At 68.6% G+C, this 15,704-nt stretch carries 14 protein-coding genes; 6 read left to right on the top strand and 8 right to left on the bottom strand.

Annotated elements, in window-relative coordinates:
• The first annotated feature begins 206 nt into the window (after nucleotides 1-206).
• The 6 genes from LRR16_RS18195 (at nucleotide 207) to LRR16_RS18170 (ending at nucleotide 6,076) form a co-directional block, all read left to right on the top strand.
• Nucleotides 207-1,328 (top strand): Re/Si-specific NAD(P)(+) transhydrogenase subunit alpha, encoded by a 1,122-nt coding sequence (locus LRR16_RS18195; RefSeq protein ID WP_006577191.1) that lies wholly within the window; start codon nucleotides 207-209, stop codon nucleotides 1,326-1,328.
• 161 nt (nucleotides 1,329-1,489) lie between these two features.
• Nucleotides 1,490-1,852 carry an aspartate 1-decarboxylase gene (gene panD / locus LRR16_RS18190; protein WP_006577190.1) on the top strand — a complete coding sequence of 121 codons (363 nt, stop codon included), beginning with the start codon at nucleotides 1,490-1,492 and terminating at the stop codon, nucleotides 1,850-1,852.
• Between the two features lie 4 nt (nucleotides 1,853-1,856).
• On the top strand, nucleotides 1,857-3,005 hold the full coding sequence (locus LRR16_RS18185; protein WP_232206755.1) for an HAD family phosphatase: 1,149 nt from the start codon (nucleotides 1,857-1,859) through the stop codon (nucleotides 3,003-3,005).
• A gap of 49 nt (nucleotides 3,006-3,054) precedes the next feature.
• On the top strand, nucleotides 3,055-3,387 hold the full coding sequence (locus tag LRR16_RS18180) for an NAD(P) transhydrogenase subunit alpha (protein ID WP_006577188.1): 333 nt from the start codon (nucleotides 3,055-3,057) through the stop codon (nucleotides 3,385-3,387).
• A complete protein-coding gene (locus LRR16_RS18175) occupies nucleotides 3,384-4,847 on the top strand; it encodes an NAD(P)(+) transhydrogenase (Re/Si-specific) subunit beta (RefSeq protein ID WP_023263383.1) in 1,464 nt (487 codons plus the stop codon). Before LRR16_RS18180 ends, LRR16_RS18175 begins: the two co-directional genes overlap by 4 nt.
• A 191-nt stretch (nucleotides 4,848-5,038) precedes the next feature.
• Nucleotides 5,039-6,076 (top strand): response regulator, encoded by a 1,038-nt coding sequence (locus LRR16_RS18170; protein WP_232206754.1) that lies wholly within the window; start codon nucleotides 5,039-5,041, stop codon nucleotides 6,074-6,076.
• A 141-nt stretch (nucleotides 6,077-6,217) separates the two neighbouring features.
• Here the strand turns inward: LRR16_RS18170 and LRR16_RS18165 are convergent, their stop codons facing one another.
• The 8 genes from LRR16_RS18165 to dapB form a co-directional block, all read right to left on the bottom strand.
• Entirely contained in the window at nucleotides 6,218-7,477 is a 1,260-nt protein-coding gene (locus tag LRR16_RS18165; RefSeq protein ID WP_232206753.1) for a class I SAM-dependent RNA methyltransferase, read from the bottom strand.
• Nucleotides 7,478-7,652: 175 nt separating this feature from the next.
• Entirely contained in the window at nucleotides 7,653-8,258 is a 606-nt protein-coding gene (locus LRR16_RS18160) for a 2-hydroxychromene-2-carboxylate isomerase (protein WP_232206752.1), read from the bottom strand.
• 62 nt (nucleotides 8,259-8,320) lie between these two features.
• The gene (locus LRR16_RS18155; RefSeq protein WP_232206751.1) at nucleotides 8,321-8,743 is read right to left on the bottom strand and encodes a CopD family protein; all 423 of its coding nucleotides are present in this window, start codon (nucleotides 8,741-8,743) and stop codon (nucleotides 8,321-8,323) included.
• A gap of 24 nt (nucleotides 8,744-8,767) precedes the next feature.
• Entirely contained in the window at nucleotides 8,768-10,048 is a 1,281-nt protein-coding gene (locus LRR16_RS18150) for a glutamate-5-semialdehyde dehydrogenase (protein ID WP_232206750.1), read from the bottom strand.
• 120 nt (nucleotides 10,049-10,168) lie between these two features.
• Entirely contained in the window at nucleotides 10,169-11,224 is a 1,056-nt protein-coding gene (gene holA / locus LRR16_RS18145; protein WP_023263386.1) for a DNA polymerase III subunit delta, read from the bottom strand.
• A 68-nt stretch (nucleotides 11,225-11,292) separates the two neighbouring features.
• Entirely contained in the window at nucleotides 11,293-11,799 is a 507-nt protein-coding gene (lptE, locus tag LRR16_RS18140; protein ID WP_006579735.1) for an LPS assembly lipoprotein LptE, read from the bottom strand.
• Nucleotides 11,800-11,862: 63 nt separating this feature from the next.
• Nucleotides 11,863-14,487, bottom strand: coding sequence for a leucine--tRNA ligase (gene leuS, locus LRR16_RS18135; RefSeq protein ID WP_232206749.1), 2,625 nt, complete (start codon nucleotides 14,485-14,487; stop codon nucleotides 11,863-11,865).
• Nucleotides 14,488-14,657: 170 nt separating this feature from the next.
• On the bottom strand, nucleotides 14,658-15,455 hold the full coding sequence (gene dapB / locus LRR16_RS18130) for a 4-hydroxy-tetrahydrodipicolinate reductase (RefSeq protein ID WP_232206748.1): 798 nt from the start codon (nucleotides 15,453-15,455) through the stop codon (nucleotides 14,658-14,660).
• Between the last annotated feature and the right edge of the window lie 249 nt (nucleotides 15,456-15,704).

The following is a 15,704-nucleotide window of genomic DNA, read 5'->3' as shown; positions in this document are numbered from 1 at the left end:
CGCCAGGCCCGGGCGGGGGACCGCAAGTCGATCTCCTCCACATCGCCCCCTCTCCCCCACATCGCGCCCGCATCGCCCCCATTGCCGTCAGATTCCTGTAAGCTGCGAAAAAATTGTGCGCTGCGCTGGACGGCGGCGCCGACAAACGAGCCCGGATGCCTGCCCGGCCGTAGCCCGGAGCGGCACCGCAACAGGAGAAGCTGACGATGCAGATCGGTATCCCGCTGGAGACACGGGCCGGCGAAGCGCGTGTCGCCGCCACCCCCGAGACCGTCAAGAAGTACGTCGCCCAAGGCCATCAGGTGCTCGTGCAGAGCGGTGCCGGTGTACGCGCCAGCTGTCCCGACGCCGCCTACGAGGCCGCCGGCGCCAGCATCGTCGATGCCGCCCGCGCGTTCGGCGCCGAGCTCGTGTTGAAGGTACGCGCTCCCGATCCGCAGGAACTGACGCAGATTCGCCCCGGCGCCGCGCTGGTCGGCATGCTCGATCCGTTCGACGCCGACAACAACGCGCGCATGGCGGCCGCCGGCATCGTCGCCTTCGCGCTCGAAGCCGCGCCGCGCACCACGCGCGCGCAAAGCATGGACGTACTGTCCTCGCAGGCCAATATCGCCGGCTACAAGGCCGTGCTGGTCGGCGCCAACCACTACCAACGCTTCATGCCGATGCTGATGACCGCCGCCGGTACGGTCAAGGCGGCACGCGTGCTGATTCTCGGCGCTGGCGTCGCCGGCCTGCAGGCGATCGCGACCGCCAAGCGGCTGGGCGCGGTGATCGAGGCCTCCGACGTGCGGCCCGCGGTCAAGGAACAGATCGAATCGCTGGGCGCGAAATTCCTCGACGTGCCGTTCGAAACCGACGAGGAGCGCGAGATCGCGCAGGGCGTCGGCGGCTATGCGCGGCCGATGCCGGCAAGCTGGATGCAGCGCCAGGCCGCGCTGGTGCACGAGCGGGCGAAGCAGGCCGATATCGTCATCACGACTGCGCTGATCCCGGGCCGGCGTGCGCCGGTGCTGCTCAAGGAAGAGACCGTGCAGGCGATGAAGCCCGGCTCGGTGGTGGTCGACCTGGCCGCCGCGCAAGGCGGCAACTGCCCGCTGACCGTGGCGGACGAGGTAGTCGAGCGCCATGGCGTGACGCTGGTCGGCTACACCAATCTGGCCAGCATGGTCGCGGCGGACGCCTCCGCGCTGTACGCGCGCAACGTGCTCGACTTCCTCAAGCTGATCGTCGACAAGGACGGCAAGCTGACAATCAACGCGGAAGACGATATCGTCGCGGCCTGCCTGATCAGCAGGGACGGCGCGCTGGCCCGCCAGGCCGCCTGAGCGGCAGCCGGCCCGGCGCCGCCGGTGCGATCGGCGCGCCGGCAGCGCCGACCCTCCACCATCGATTTCAACCCCGCGCCCATCCCGGGCGCGTTTTCACGGTGCCGCGGCCCCACGTTCGAGCCGTCGCGGCGCCAGCATCAACGAAGGAAAGCAACACCATGCAACGCATCATTCTGCGCGCCAAGCTGCATCGCGTCACCGTGACGCAGGCCGACCTGCACTACGAGGGGTCGTGCGGCATCGACGAGGATCTGCTCGACGCGGCGGACATGAAGGAGTACGAGAAGATCGAGCTCTATAACGTCAACAACGGCGAGCGTTTCTCGACCTACATCATCAAGGGCAAGCGCGGCACCGGCGAGATCTCGCTGAACGGCGCCGCCGCCCGCCGCGCCCACCTGGGGGACCACCTGATCATCTGCACCTACGCGCCGATGAGCGATGCGGAACTGGCCGACTACAAGCCGAAGATCGTGCTGGTCGACGACAACAACCGCATCAAGGAAATCAAGAAGGTGTAATCCCATGATCGCCGCGCGCAGGCAGTCTCGCCCGCAGTCCCGGCATGCCAACGGTGGCCCTGGCGCATGGCGCCGCTGGCTGATCGTTGTCGTGACGGCGGGCTGCGCGGCCTGCGCGGGCGTATCGACACCCGCATCGGCACCCGCATCGCCATCGCCTGACGGCGGTGCCCCGCCGACCTCCGCCGCGGCGGACCCGCTGCCCTCCTGGCGCGACGGTCCCGCCAAGCAGGCGATCCTGCGCTTCGTGCGCGACACCACCACGGTGGGCGGCCCGGCCTTCGTCGCCCCGGCGGACCGCATCGCCATCTTCGACAACGACGGCACGCTGTGGCGCGAGGACCCGCGCGCCGAGCTGCTGTTCGTCGCGCACCTGGCGCGCGCGCGCACCGACGCCGAACCCGCGCTCGGCGCGCAAAGCCCCTACCGCGAATTCCTCGCCGATCCGCGCGGCTACCTGCAGCGCGGCGACACCGCGGCGCTGCAGCTGCTGCACGCCGTGTACGGCAACACCGCGGTCGAATCGTTCCAGGACGAGACGCGGCGCTTTCTCGCGGCCGCCCGTCATCCCCGCAGCCGCGCGCCGCTGCGCGACGGCATCTACCAGCCGATGCTCGAGCTGCTCGCCCATCTGCGCGCGCAGGGCTACCAGACCTGGCTGTGCGCGGGTTCCACCGCCGACTTCATGCGTGCGTTCTCCGCGGACTACTACGGCATCGCGCCACAGCAGGTGATTGGCTCCCGGCTGGCACTGCGCTTTCGCGAAACCGCCCAGGGGAACGCGGTCTGGCGCGAGCCGCGCGTCGACAGCTTCAACGACAAAGAGAACAAACCCGCCAATATCGCGCTGCAGATCGGCCAGCGGCCGGTGTTCGCGGCCGGCAATGTCGGCGGCGCCGGCGATATCGCGATGCTGGCCTACAGCCAGGGACGGCACGGGCCATCGTTCCAGATGCTGATCGACCATGACGACGCGCAGCGCGAGTCGGCCTATACGGAGCCGGATGGCGCGTCGCTGAAGGCCGCCGCCGCGCACCGCTGGACCGTGGTCAGCATGCGGCGCGACTGGGAGCGGGTATTCGTGCCGCCGTCGGCACGGACGCCATCACCGGCGCTGGCCGGCGAGCCAATGGCGAAGCCGGCCGCGCCATAGCCGGGAAACTGCGCGGACAACCGAATTCAAGCAACGGGAGGAGAAGTCGATGGAGATGGTGAACCACACGGTGATCAACCTGATCATCTTCGTGCTGGCGATCTACGTGGGCTACCACGTGGTCTGGACGGTTACGCCGGCGCTGCATACCCCGCTGATGGCGGTCACCAACGCGATCTCGGCGATCATCATCGTCGGCGCGATGCTGGCCGCGGGGCTGACCGAAGGCGGCGTCGGCCGCGCGATGGGCACGCTGGCCGTGGCCCTGGCCGCGGTCAACGTGTTCGGCGGCTTCCTGGTGACCCAGCGCATGCTGGAGATGTTCAAGAAGAAGGAGCCGAAGAAGTCGGCTCCGGCCGGCAACAAGGAGGGCGCGCAATGAGCATGAACGTCGTCACGCTGCTCTACCTGGTGGCCTCGGTCTGCTTCATCCAGGCCTTGAAGGGGCTCTCGCATCCGGCGACCGCGCGCCGCGGCAACGCCTTCGGCATGATCGGCATGGCGATCGCCGCGCTGACCACCGTCGCGCTGATCGTCAAGCTGAAGAACGAGTTCCTGGCCGCGGGCATCGGCCAGTCGTCGATCGGCACCGGGCTCGGCCTGATCCTGGCCGGACTGGTGGTCGGCGGCGGCATCGGCGCCTACGTCGCGAAGAAGGTCGAGATGACCAAGATGCCGGAGCTGGTCGCGGCGATGCACTCGCTGATCGGCCTGGCGGCGGTCTTCATCGCGATCGCGGCGGTGGCGGAACCGGCCGCCTTCGGCATCACCGCGGCCGGCTCGCACGAGATTCCGCTGGGCAACCGCATCGAGCTGTTCATCGGCTGCTTCGTCGGTGCGATCACGTTCTCCGGTTCCGTGATCGCGTTCGGCAAGCTGGCCGGCCGCTACAAGTTCCGGCTGTTCCAGGGTGCGCCGGTGGTGTTCGCCGGCCAGCATTGGCTGAACCTGGCGCTGGCGGTAGCGATGGTCGGCTTCGGCATCGCGTTCTTCATGACGCAGCAGTGGGTGCCATTCCTGGTGATGCTGGCGATCGCCTTCGTGCTCGGCGTGTTGATCATCATCCCGATCGGCGGCGCCGACATGCCGGTGGTGGTGTCGATGCTGAACTCGTACTCGGGCTGGGCGGCGGCGGGCATCGGCTTCTCGCTGAACAACCCGATGCTGATCATCGCCGGCTCGCTGGTGGGTTCCTCCGGTGCGATCCTGTCGTACATCATGTGCCGGGCGATGAACCGCTCGTTCTTCAACGTGATCCTCGGCGGCTTCGGCGGCGAGGCCGGCAGCGCGGCCGCCGCCGGCGCGCAGGCGCAGCGCAACGTCAAGTCCGGCTCGCCGGACGACGCGGCCTTCCTGATGGGCAATGCCGAGACCGTGATCATCGTGCCCGGCTACGGCCTGGCGGTGGCGCGCGCCCAGCATGCGCTCAAGGAGCTGACCGAGATGCTGTCGGAGAAGGGCGTCACGGTGAAGTACGCGATCCACCCGGTCGCGGGCCGGATGCCGGGCCATATGAACGTGCTGCTGGCCGAGGCCGAGGTGCCGTACGACCAGGTCTTCGAGATGGAGGACATCAACAGCGAGTTCGGCCAGGCCGACGTGGTGCTGGTGCTGGGCGCCAACGACGTGGTCAACCCGGCGGCCAAGACCGACCCGAACTCGCCGATCGCCGGCATGCCGATCCTGGAGGCCTACAAGGCCAAGACCATCATCGTCAACAAGCGCTCGATGGCGGCCGGCTACGCCGGGCTGGACAACGAGCTGTTCTACATGGACAAGACGATGATGGTGTTCGGCGACGCCAAGAAGGTGGTCGAGGACATGGTCAAGGCAGTCGCCTGACCGCGATCGCGCACCCGTAAAAGCTGTGCCGCCGGCCCTACTCCAGGGCCGGTTGCGCCCCCGCTCCGGCGCGCTATACTGGCCCTCGGCCGCGGGGGCCGGCATGCGCCGGCCATGGCGGCCCTGGCGCCGGCCCCGCGCTCCCCGCTGCAGCCGGACCCGCTTTTCGCCTCCCCGGGGTCGCACGCGACATGACATTCAATCCGCAGGACCGGCATCTGCCGGTCTTCCAACATCCGATCCTGACCGTGCTGGTCGACGACAGCCGTTCGTTCATGGACAGCCTGGTCTTCCAGATGGACCGGACCCGCCCGGTGGTCACCTTCACCGACCCGCGCGAGGCGCTGCAGTGGATCCGCGAGGCCTACACCACGCGCTTCACCGGCTTCCTGCCGGTGCGCGTCACGCACGACGACCTGACGTTCCTGACCGAGCGCCGCACCGTGCAGCTCGATATCGACCGCATCCACCGGCAGATCCATGACATTCACCGCTTCGTGCAGCCCGGCGTGATCGTGGTCGACTATTCGATGCCGCAGATGGACGGGCTCGAATTCTGCCGCGCGCTGCAGGACCTGCCGTGCAAGACCATCCTGCTGACCGGCACCGCCGACGAGGGGGTCGCGGTGCAGGGCTTCAACCACGGGCTGATCGACCGCTACGTCAAGAAGCACGACAGCAATATGGTCGAGCGCCTGGACCAGGAGATCGACGCGCTGCAGCAGCAGTACTTCACCACGCTGTCGCACACGCTGCGCGACCTGCTGACGCGGCACTCGTTCTCGTTCCTGTCCGATGCCGCGATGGCCGAGCGCGTGCGGCAGCTGGCGGCGCGCTACGGCTTCGTCGAGTACTACCTGTACCCGAACCCGGCCGGCATCCTGCTGCTGACCGCGCAGGGCCAGGCCACGCTGATGGTGATCGAGACCCGCACCAGCCTGACCAGCCAGGTCGAGTCGGCCGAGGCCTACGATGCGCCGGCGGCGCTGACCGAGGGCCTGCGCGAAGGCCGCATCGTGCCGTTCTTCTGGCCCGGCAACGGCATGTACACGCCGGCCTGCGTCGACTGGGAGCAATACTGCCTGCCGGCCGAGCGCGTCGAGGGCCGCGAGGAATTCCTGTACGCGCTGTTCGACCTGCCGCGCCATCTGCTGGACGAGCCGGTGGTCAGCTTCAGGACCTTCCTGACGGAATTCGAGCGCAACGAAGGCAGTTTGACGGGGCGTTGAGAGGTACTGCCGGTTCTCTCCCCTCTCCCCCTTGCGGGAGAGCGGTCGGGGGAGAGGGCAGGCCGCGGTGGTTATGCAGGCGCCGTTTTCCCTCTCCCCGACCCTCTCCCCTAGGGGGAGAGGGAGAACACCATCAGGCCGTCACGACTGCGCCCGGTTCCCGCCCTTCACCATCTCGAAGCGGAACAGCCGGCATTCGATGGCGCCGTTATACAGCGGCACCCGCCGCGATTCCTTCAGCCGCAGCCGGCGCGGCAGCGACAGGTCGCCGGTAAAGATCCACGCCTCCCAGCCGGCAAAATGCTGCTTCAGCGTCGTCGCGAACGCGCTGGCGAACTGGTTGGCGGCGTCTTCCTCGGCGCTGTCCACCGGCGCCTCGTCGAATGCGGGCCGGCGCTGGCCGCGCACCGCGATCCGCTCGCCATAGGGCGGATTCAGCAGCAACAGGCCGGGTTCCGCGAATGGCGGCTGCACGTGGCGCGCATCGACCTGCTTGGTGCGCAGCTCGCCCGGCAAGCCGGCACGCTGCCAGTTGGCGCTCGCCATCGCCAGCATGTCGGTCGAGATATCGCTGCCCGCGATGGCGAGGTCCGACGCCGATGCCGCCGCAGCGGCGCGCCGGCTGGCGGCCTGGGCCTCGCTCTTCAGCGCCTTCCACGGCTTCTGGTCGATGCCCTTGAGCCATTCGAAGGCAAAGCTGCGTGCCGCCCCGGGAGCGAGACCGAGCGCGACCTGCGCCGCCTCGACCAGGAACGTGCCGCTGCCGCACATCGGGTCGTAGAAGGGCCGCGCGGTCTTGCCCGGCGTCCAGCCTGCCAGCCGCAGGATGCCCGCGGCCAGATTCTCCTTCAGCGGCGCCTCGCCCTTCTCCATGCGCCAGCCGCGCTTGAACAGCGGCTCGCCGGTGGTGTCCAGGTACAGCGTACAGTCGTGCTCGGTCAGGTGCGCGTAGATCCGTACGTCGGGGCTGGCGGTATCGACGCTGGGCCGTGCACCGAGGCGCTCGCGCATCGCGTCGCAGACGCCGTCCTTGACCCGCAGCGCGGTGAAGTTCAGGCTGCGCAGCGGCGAGCGGTGCGCGGTCAGTTCGATCTTGATGGTCTCGTCCGGACCGAACCACTGGTCCCAGCGCTGCGCGCGCGCCAGCTCGTAGATGTCGTCCTCGTGGCGGTAGCCGCGGGCGGCGACCCGCAGCAGCACGCGGCTGGCAATGCGCGAATGCAGGTTGACCGCGTAGGCGGCCGCCATGTCGCCGGAAAAGCTGACGCCGCCCGGCACCTCGCGATGGACGTCGAACGGCGCCAGGGCGTCGACATCGGGCCGCACGGCGATCTCGCGCAGCTCGTCGGCGAGCGCGCTCTCGAGGCCGCGCGGGCAGGGGGCGAAGAAGGCTTGGGTCATCACAGCGGTCCGGCAAAAGGTCGCGAACGGGTCGCAAGAAAGTCGCGAATGGTCCAGTGGTCGCGACAGGTCAAATAAACAGCAGGCGAAACGGCGGCACAAGCCGCTTCAAACAAAAACGTCCGCCGTGGCGGACGGAGGCACCGGCGCCGGCCTGGGCCGGCACGGACCGCGCTCAGGCGGCCGCCAGCGCGCGATCGAGAAAGTCGAGCCGGTCCTGGCCCCAGTACGGCTGGCCTTCGTAGACATACCACGGCGCGCCGAACACGCCGGCCGAGATCGCATCTTGCGTATGGCGCGCGTATTCGTCCTGCACGCCCTGCCCTTCGCTGGCCTTGAGCAGCGCCGCGCCATCCAAGTCCAGGCGATCGGCCAGCTCGGCCAGCGTGGCGGCATCGGCGATATTCCGCTCCTGCGCCCACAGCGCCTGACCGATCGCCCCGAGCAGCGCCATCGCGCGCGCGGTGCCATGCGCCAGCCGCGCCGCGATGATCAGCCGGCTGGCGGCGTCGCCCGAGACCGGAAAGTACTTCGGCTCCAGATTGAGCGGCACGCCGAGGTAGTCGCGCCAGCGCGCCAGTTCGATCAGCCGGTAGGCCTGGCGCTGCGGCGGCCGCTGGGCCAGCGGCAGACCGCCCGAGGTCGCGAACACCTTGCCCAGGTCGCATGGCTTCAGATTGACCTGGGCGCCATGACGGGCGGCGATCTCGGTAAAGCGCGCGTGGCCGAGATAGACGTACGGCGACTGCGGCGAGAAGTAGTAGTCGATCTGCTTGCTCATCGGTTCCTCGGGAATGGGTTCAGGCGAAGAGATACAGCGTCAGAACGGGATGTCAGAGGGCGTCAGAACGGCTTGACCACCACCAGCACCACGATCGCCAGCAGCACCAGCACCGGCAGTTCGTTGAACCAGCGGTAGAAGCGGTGCGAGCGGGTATTGCGGCCGGCCTCGAACTTGCGCAGCAGCACCGCGCAGCCATGGTGATAGCCGAGCAGCACCAGCACCAGCGCCAGCTTGGCATGCATCCAGCCCTGCCCCGGGCCGCGCCCGATGCCATAGCGCAGATAGAGCCACAGGCCGAACGCCAGCGCGGGGATCGCCAGCATCGTCATGAAGCGCAGCAGCTTGCGCGCCATCGCCAGCAGCCGCGTCACCGCGGCGGGATCGGTCTCCATCGCCAGATTGACGAAGATGCGCGGCAGATAGAACAGCCCGGCGAACCAGGAGACCACGAAGACGATATGCAGCGATTTGACCCAGAGCATCGGCGATCCGTATGACGCGGCGATTTACGTGCGAATCTCGCCGTGGCCGAACACCACGTACTTCAGCGAGGTCAGTCCTTCGAGGCCGACCGGGCCGCGTGCGTGCAGCTTGTCGTTCGAGATGCCGATCTCCGCGCCCAGGCCGTATTCGAAGCCGTCCGCGAAACGCGTCGACGCGTTGATCATCACGCTGGCCGAATCGACCTCGCGCAGGAAACGCATGCCGGCCGAATAGTTCTCGGTGACGATCGAATCGGTATGGGCCGAGCCGTAGGTATTGATATGGGCGATCGCCTCGTCGAGGCCGGACACCGTGCGGATTGCCAGCACCGGCGCCAGGTATTCGAGGCGCCAGTCCTCCTCGGTGGCATCGACCAGCCCCTTGATGCCGGCCGCTTCCAGCGTGGCGCGCGTGGCCGGGCAGACCCGCAGCTCGACGCCCTTCTGCTGGTAGATCTTGCACAGCGGCGGCAGCACGCGCGCGGCGATCGATTCGGCGACCAGCAGCGTTTCCATCGTGTTGCACGGCGCGTAGCGCTGCGTCTTGGCGTTGTCGCAGATGCGCACCGCCTTGTCGAGGTCGGCGTCGGCGTCGACGTAGACGTGGCAGATGCCGTCCAGATGCTTGATCATCGGCACGCGCGCCTCTTCCATCAGCCGCGCGATCAGGCTCTTGCCGCCGCGCGGCACGATCACGTCGACATATTCCGTCATCGTGATCAGGCGCCCGACCGCGGCGCGGTCGGTGGTCTCGACGACCTGCACCGCCTCGGCCGGCAGACCGGCTTCGGCCAGGCCCTCGGCGACCAGCCGGGCCAGCGCGGTATTCGATTCGATCGCTTCCGAACCGCCGCGCAGGATGGTCGCGTTGCCGGACTTCAGGCACAGCGCCGCGGCGTCGATCGTCACATTGGGACGCGACTCGTAGATGATGCCGATCACGCCGAGCGGCACGCGCATCTGGCCGACCTGGATGCCGGTCGGCCGGTATTTCATGTTGCCGATCTCGCCGATCGGATCGGGCAGCGCGGCGATCTGCTCGAGGCCCGCGGCCATCGTCGCGATGGCCTTGTCCGACAGCGTCAGGCGGTCGACGAAGGCGGCGTCCTGGCCGTTGGCGCGGGCGCGCTCGACATCGCGCGCATTGACGGCCTTCAACTGCTCGGCGTCGCGTCGGATCGCGGCGGCGATGGTCAGCAGCGCGCGGTTCTTGTCGGCGGTCGATGCGCGCGCCATCGCGCGCGATGCGGCGCGGGCCTGGCGGCCGACGCGGTCCATGTACTGGTAGAGGTCGAGCTCGTTCATATCGGGGGCCGGTCGGTGCGGCCTGGCAATCTTGTATTTTGGCGGGTCGCGCTGCGGGCGGCGCGGCGGCGCGGGTTCCGGCGGCGCTCGGCCGCAGGGCAGCGTTGGAACCGCGGGGGATCAGCGCGCGATCATCAGCGCCAGCTGCAGCAGGCCATCCCACGGCTCGGCCGGCATGCCGTCGACGCGCAGCCCCTTGGTCTGCCGGTCCAGCTTCGCGGCCATCGCCAGCGCGGCCTCGAGGCGCTCGGTGGACAGCCGCTGCGCGGCCTGCGGCACCAGCTTCTCGCGCGGTCCCCAGATGCGCAGCTCGCGGGTCAGCACGCCCATCGGCTTGCCGCCGGCCAGCCCCTGCCGGACCTTGGATAATACGCGAATTTCCTCGGTCAGCGCCCACAGCACCAGAACCGTGGCCTCGCCCTCGCCGCGCAGTCCTTCGAGCATCCGCACCAGCCGCGGCACGTCGCCGCCGAGCATCGCCTCGGACAGCTTGAACACGTCGTAGCGGGCGACATTGAGTACCGCGTCGTGGACCTGGTCGAAGGTCAGCACGCCGGCCGGGTACAGCAGCCCGAGCTTCTGGATTTCCTGATGCGCGGCCAGCAGGTTGCCCTCGACCTTGTCGGCAATGAACTGCAGCGCGCGGCGGCCCGGTTCGCCCGGTTCCACGCGCTGGTTCTGCAGCGCCAGCCGCTCGCCGACCCAGGCCGGCAGCCGGCTGCGATCGACGTTGTCGACCTTGATCGAGACGCCGGCGCCCTCGAGCGCCTGGAACCAGGCGGATTTCGACGCGGCGAAGTCCAGCCGCGGCAGCGTGATCAGCATCACCAGATCGGACGCGGACTGCGCGCCCGCCAGCTGCGCCGCCACCGCGCGCAGCGCCTCGCCGCCTTCCTTGCCTGGCTTGCCGGACGGAATGCGCAGCTCGACGATCTTGCGGTCCCCGAACAGCGACATCGATTGCTGCGCCTCCAGCAGCTGGCTCCACTGGAAGCCGCGCTCGGACACCAGCACGTCGCGCTCGCTGTAGCCGGCGTCGCGCGCCGCCTGGCGCAGACGGTCGACCGCCTCGAGCACCAGCAGATGCTCGTCGCCGTGTACCACGTACAGCGGTGCCAACCCGCGCGTCTGGGCCTGGCGCAGGTGACCGTCGAGGGCGTCGAGCTTGAGCTGCATCCGGTGGGCCGTGTCCGCTTGGCTTGCCTGTCGTGTCCGTGTTGCCTGTGCGTGCGCCGTGCGCGGCCTCAGGCGGGCTTGGCGGCGGCGAGCCGGCGCATCAGCTGCTGCACGATGTCGCGCTGCATGTCGCGATACAGCTGCTCTTCCTCGTAGCCCTTGGCCAGCGCGTTGGCCTCGTTGTAGGTCAGGTCGCGGAACAGCACCATCTGCGACGGCGCGATCATCTCGCGGCCGGCCGCATCGCGCAGCCGGAACGTGAAGCGCTGGGTCAGCCGGTATTCGCGCACGACACCGGCCGTCGTGATCGACAGCACGGTCCGCGTGCGGGTGTCCTCGAGCACGTCGAGCAGCGCGTCGGCCTGCTTCGGATCGGTGACGACGATGGTGTCGGAACCGCCCTGGATCGCGCGCGTCAGTTCGGCGCCCATCAGCGAGTTCTTCGGGATGCCGACATACAGCCGCTTGAAGGCGAAGTCCGAGCTGCCGCGCAGATGGAAGCCACAGCCGGCCAGCGCACCGGCGGCCAGCAGCGCGGCCAGCACAGCGCGGCGATTCGGGTTCGGTCTAGTCATGGCGCGATTCCTTTGATTGGGACGATGGCGCGGCGGCGGGATGCCATTGCAGGGCGGCCCGCCTCAGACCACCACATTGACCAGGCGGCCGGGCACCACCACGATCTTCTTCGGCGCGGCACCGGCAGCGAACTTGGCGACGGTCTCGCTGGCGGCGGCCATCGCCTCGATCGCGGCGCGGTCGGCGTCGGCCGGCACCGTCAGGCTGCCGCGGACCTTGCCGTTGACCTGCAGCACCAGCTCGATCTCGCTCTGCACCAGCGCGGCCTCGTCGACCTGCGGCCACGGCGCATCGAGCAGATCGCCATGCGCGGTGGCGTAGCCCAGCTCCTGCCACAGCACGTGGGTGATGTGCGGCACCACCGGGTACAGCACGCGCAACAGGATGCCGAAGCCCTCGCGGCGCCCGGCCGGCGAAGCCGACTTGGCGTCTTCCAGCGCGTTGAGCATCTTCATCGCGGCGGACACCACGGTGTTGTACTGGATCCGCTGGTAATCGTAGTTGGCCTGGCGCAGCACGCCATGCACGTCGCGGCGCAGCGCGCGGTCCGCGTCGACGGCTTCACCGCCGGCGCCGGCCGCCCGGATCGCCTCGGCATTGGCCTGGCCATAGGCCCAGACGCGGCGCAGGAAGCGCGACGCGCCCTCGACGCCCGAGCTGCTCCACTCGAGCTGCTGCTCGGGCGGCGCGGCGAACATCGTGAACAGGCGCGCGGTGTCGGCGCCGTACTGGTCGATCAGTGCCTGCGGGTCGATGCCGTTGTTCTTGGACTTCGACATCTTCTCGACGCCGCCGATCTCGACCGGCTGGCCGTCGGCCTTCAGCGTCGCGCCGACCGGGCGGCCGCGCTCGTCGGTCTTCACATCGACGTCGGCGGGATTGAACCAGTGCTTCTTGCCGCTGGCGTCCTCGCGATAGTAGGTCTCGTTCAGCACCATGCCCTGCGTCAGCAGGTTGGTGAACGGCTCGCCGAACTTGACCAGGCCCAGGTCGCGCATCACCTTGGTCCAGAAGCGCGCGTACAGCAGGTGCAGGATCGCGTGTTCGATGCCGCCGATGTACTGGTCCATCGGCATCCAGTAGTCGTTGCGCGCATCGACCATCGTGGCCGCGTCCGGGCAGGTATAGCGCATGTAGTACCAGCACGAGTCGATGAACGTATCCATCGTGTCGGTCTCGCGCCGGGCCGGCTTGCCGCAGGACGGGCAGGTGCATTCGAGGAAGCGCGGATCCTTGGCGAGCGGATTGCCGCTGCCGTCCGGCACCAGGTCCTCGGGCAGCACCACCGGCAGGTCCTGCTCTGGCACCGGCACCACGCCGCAGCTGTCGCAATGGATCAGCGGGATCGGCGTGCCCCAGTAGCGCTGGCGCGAAATGCCCCAGTCGCGCAGGCGCCAGGTCACCTTCTTCTCGCCCAGGCCCTTGGCGGCCAGGTCGGCGGCGATCGCGTCGACCGCGGCGCGATGGTGCAGGCCGTCGTAGTGGCCGCTATGGATACAGCGGCCATGTTCCTTGTCGGCGTACCAGTCCTGCCAGGCCTCGGTCGAGAACGGCCGACCCTCGACGTCGATGACCTGCTTGATCGGCAGGCCGTACTTGCGCGCGAAGGCGAAGTCGCGCTCGTCGTGGGCGGGCACGCCCATCACCGCGCCGTCGCCGTAGCTCATCAGCACGTAGTTGCCGACCCAGACATCGACCGGCTCGCCGGTCAGCGGGTGCACGACCTTCAGGCCGGTCGGCATGCCCTTCTTTTCCATGGTCGCCATGTCGGCTTCCATCACCGAGCCGTGCTTGCACTCGTCGATGAAGGCGGCCAGTTCCGGATTGGTCGAGGCGGCGTGCGTTGCCAGCGGGTGCTCGGCGGCGACCGCGCAGAAGGTCACACCCATGATGGTGTCGGCGCGCGTGGTGAACACATACAGCTTGCCGCCGCCGATCAGCTCGCCGTCGTCGCCGACGATCGCGTGCGGGAAGGCGAAGCGCACGCCCTCGCTCTTGCCGATCCAGTTCTGCTGCATCACCTTGACGCGCTCGGGCCAGCCCAGGCCTTCGAGCTCGCCCAGCAGTTCCTCCGCGTATTGCGTGATGCCGAGGTAGTACATCGGGATCTCGCGCTTTTCGACCACCGCGCCGGAGCGCCAGCCGCGGCCGTCGATCACCTGCTCGTTGGCCAGCACGGTCTGGTCGATCGGATCCCAGTTGACGGTGCCGGTCTTGCGATAGGCGATGCCCTTCTCCAGCATCTTCAGGAACAGCCACTGGTTCCAGCGGTAGTAGTTCGGATCGCAGGTGGCGACCTCGCGCGACCAGTCGATCGCCAGGCCCATCGACGCCATCTGCTTCTTCATGTACGCGATGTTGTCGTAGGTCCAGGCGGCCGGCGCCACGCGGTTGTTGATCGCGGCGTTCTCGGCCGGCATGCCGAAGGCGTCCCAGCCCATCGGCATCAGCACGTTATGGCCGTTCATGCGCAGGTAGCGCGCCATCACGTCGTTGATCGTGTAGTTGCGCACGTGGCCCATATGAAGCTTGCCCGACGGATACGGCAGCATCGAGCAGGCATAGAACTTGGGCTTCTCCTTGCCGTCGGGGCCCACCGCGTGCTCGTCGACGCGATAGGCATCGATGGCTTGCCAGTGCTGGCGGGCGGATTCTTCGACTTCGGCGGGGAGGTATTTGTCTTGCATGGTTGGGACAGCGGTGCGCACGCGGCGCATCGGCAATGTGGAATCTGGCAGCGGTGGAAGGCACGCCGGCCGTTGCGGCGTGCGGAAAGCGCCGATTATAACCGGCGGTGGCCGGCGGAAACGGCCTGCGCCCGCCATCGCGGGGGCCGCAGGCGCGTGCATGGCAGGACTTACTTCAGGCCCAGTACGTCCTGCATGTCGAACATCCCGTTCGGCTTGCCGGCCAGGAAGCGGGCGGCGCGTACCGCGCCATCGGCATACGACTGGCGGCTCGAGGCCTTGTGCGTGATCTCGATGCGCTCGCCGATGCCGGCGAACAGCACGGTGTGGTCGCCGACGATATCGCCGCCGCGCACCGTGGCAAACCCGATCGAATTCCCTTCGCGCTCGCCGGTATGGCCCTCGCGGGCGAACACGCCGCAGGTCTTCAGGTCGCGGCCGAGCGCTTCGGCGATGACCTCACCCATCTTCAGCGCGGTGCCCGACGGCGCGTCGACCTTGTGGCGATGGTGGGCCTCGATGATCTCGATGTCGTAGCCCGAAGCCAGCATCTTCGCGGCCACCTCGAGCAGCTTGAAGGTCGCGTTGACGCCGACGCTCATATTGGCGGCGAAGACCACGCCGATCGACTGCGCGGCCTCGGCCAGCGCGGCCTTGCCGGCATCGTCGAAGCCCGTGGTGCCGATCACCATCTTGACGCCGAGACGGCGCGCCACCTGCAGGTGGGCCAGCGTGCCCTCGGGGCGGGTGAAGTCGATCAGGCAGTCCGCACCGGCCAGCGCGGCCTCGATGTCCGAGGTGATCGTGACACCGGTCTGGCGGCCGAGGAACAGGCCCGCGTCCTGCCCCAGCGCAGCGGCGCCGGGCGCATCGAGCGCGCCGGCCAGCGTCACGCCCTCGGCGTCCAGCACATATTCGATCAACATGCGGCCCATGCGGCCGGAGGCGCCGGCGATAGCGAGTTTCATGGCGAGTCGGTTCCCCGGAAAGAAATCAGGCGAATTTCAGCGAATGACAGCGAATACGGTCAACAAGACCGGAATGGCGCCGGGCGCTGCGTGGGGCGGCCACGCGCGCAATGGCGCGGGTGCTACGGCAGGGGCGACCGGGCGGTGGCCCGCGCCCGCTGCTTACTTGAGGGTGTAGGCCGGGCCGGCGCTGGCGGCGCGCTCGCTGGCCGGCTCGGCCGCGGGCCGCGACGGCGTCGCACCGGCCGG

The organism is Cupriavidus sp. UGS-1, from assembly GCF_021213615.1.
GTDB lineage: Bacteria > Pseudomonadota > Gammaproteobacteria > Burkholderiales > Burkholderiaceae > Cupriavidus.
This window is presented reverse-complemented; position numbering and strand designations above follow the sequence as displayed.

Bases quoted from the DNA above. Each gene is read 5' to 3' on its own strand.
- LRR16_RS18195 (WP_006577191.1), top strand. From the start codon at position 207: ATGCAGATCGGTATCCCGCTGGAGACACGGGCCGGCGAAGCGCGTGTC.
- panD (WP_006577190.1), top strand. From the start codon at position 1,490: ATGCAACGCATCATTCTGCGCGCCAAGCTGCATCGCGTCACCGTGACG.
- LRR16_RS18185 (WP_232206755.1), top strand. From the start codon at position 1,857: ATGATCGCCGCGCGCAGGCAGTCTCGCCCGCAGTCCCGGCATGCCAAC.
- LRR16_RS18180 (WP_006577188.1), top strand. From the start codon at position 3,055: ATGGAGATGGTGAACCACACGGTGATCAACCTGATCATCTTCGTGCTG.
- LRR16_RS18175 (WP_023263383.1), top strand. From the start codon at position 3,384: ATGAGCATGAACGTCGTCACGCTGCTCTACCTGGTGGCCTCGGTCTGC.
- LRR16_RS18170 (WP_232206754.1), top strand. From the start codon at position 5,039: ATGACATTCAATCCGCAGGACCGGCATCTGCCGGTCTTCCAACATCCG.
- LRR16_RS18165 (WP_232206753.1), bottom strand. From the start codon at position 7,477: ATGACCCAAGCCTTCTTCGCCCCCTGCCCGCGCGGCCTCGAGAGCGCG.
- LRR16_RS18160 (WP_232206752.1), bottom strand. From the start codon at position 8,258: ATGAGCAAGCAGATCGACTACTACTTCTCGCCGCAGTCGCCGTACGTC.
- LRR16_RS18155 (WP_232206751.1), bottom strand. From the start codon at position 8,743: ATGCTCTGGGTCAAATCGCTGCATATCGTCTTCGTGGTCTCCTGGTTC.
- LRR16_RS18150 (WP_232206750.1), bottom strand. From the start codon at position 10,048: ATGAACGAGCTCGACCTCTACCAGTACATGGACCGCGTCGGCCGCCAG.
- holA (WP_023263386.1), bottom strand. From the start codon at position 11,224: ATGCAGCTCAAGCTCGACGCCCTCGACGGTCACCTGCGCCAGGCCCAG.
- lptE (WP_006579735.1), bottom strand. From the start codon at position 11,799: ATGACTAGACCGAACCCGAATCGCCGCGCTGTGCTGGCCGCGCTGCTG.
- leuS (WP_232206749.1), bottom strand. From the start codon at position 14,487: ATGCAAGACAAATACCTCCCCGCCGAAGTCGAAGAATCCGCCCGCCAG.
- dapB (WP_232206748.1), bottom strand. From the start codon at position 15,455: ATGAAACTCGCTATCGCCGGCGCCTCCGGCCGCATGGGCCGCATGTTG.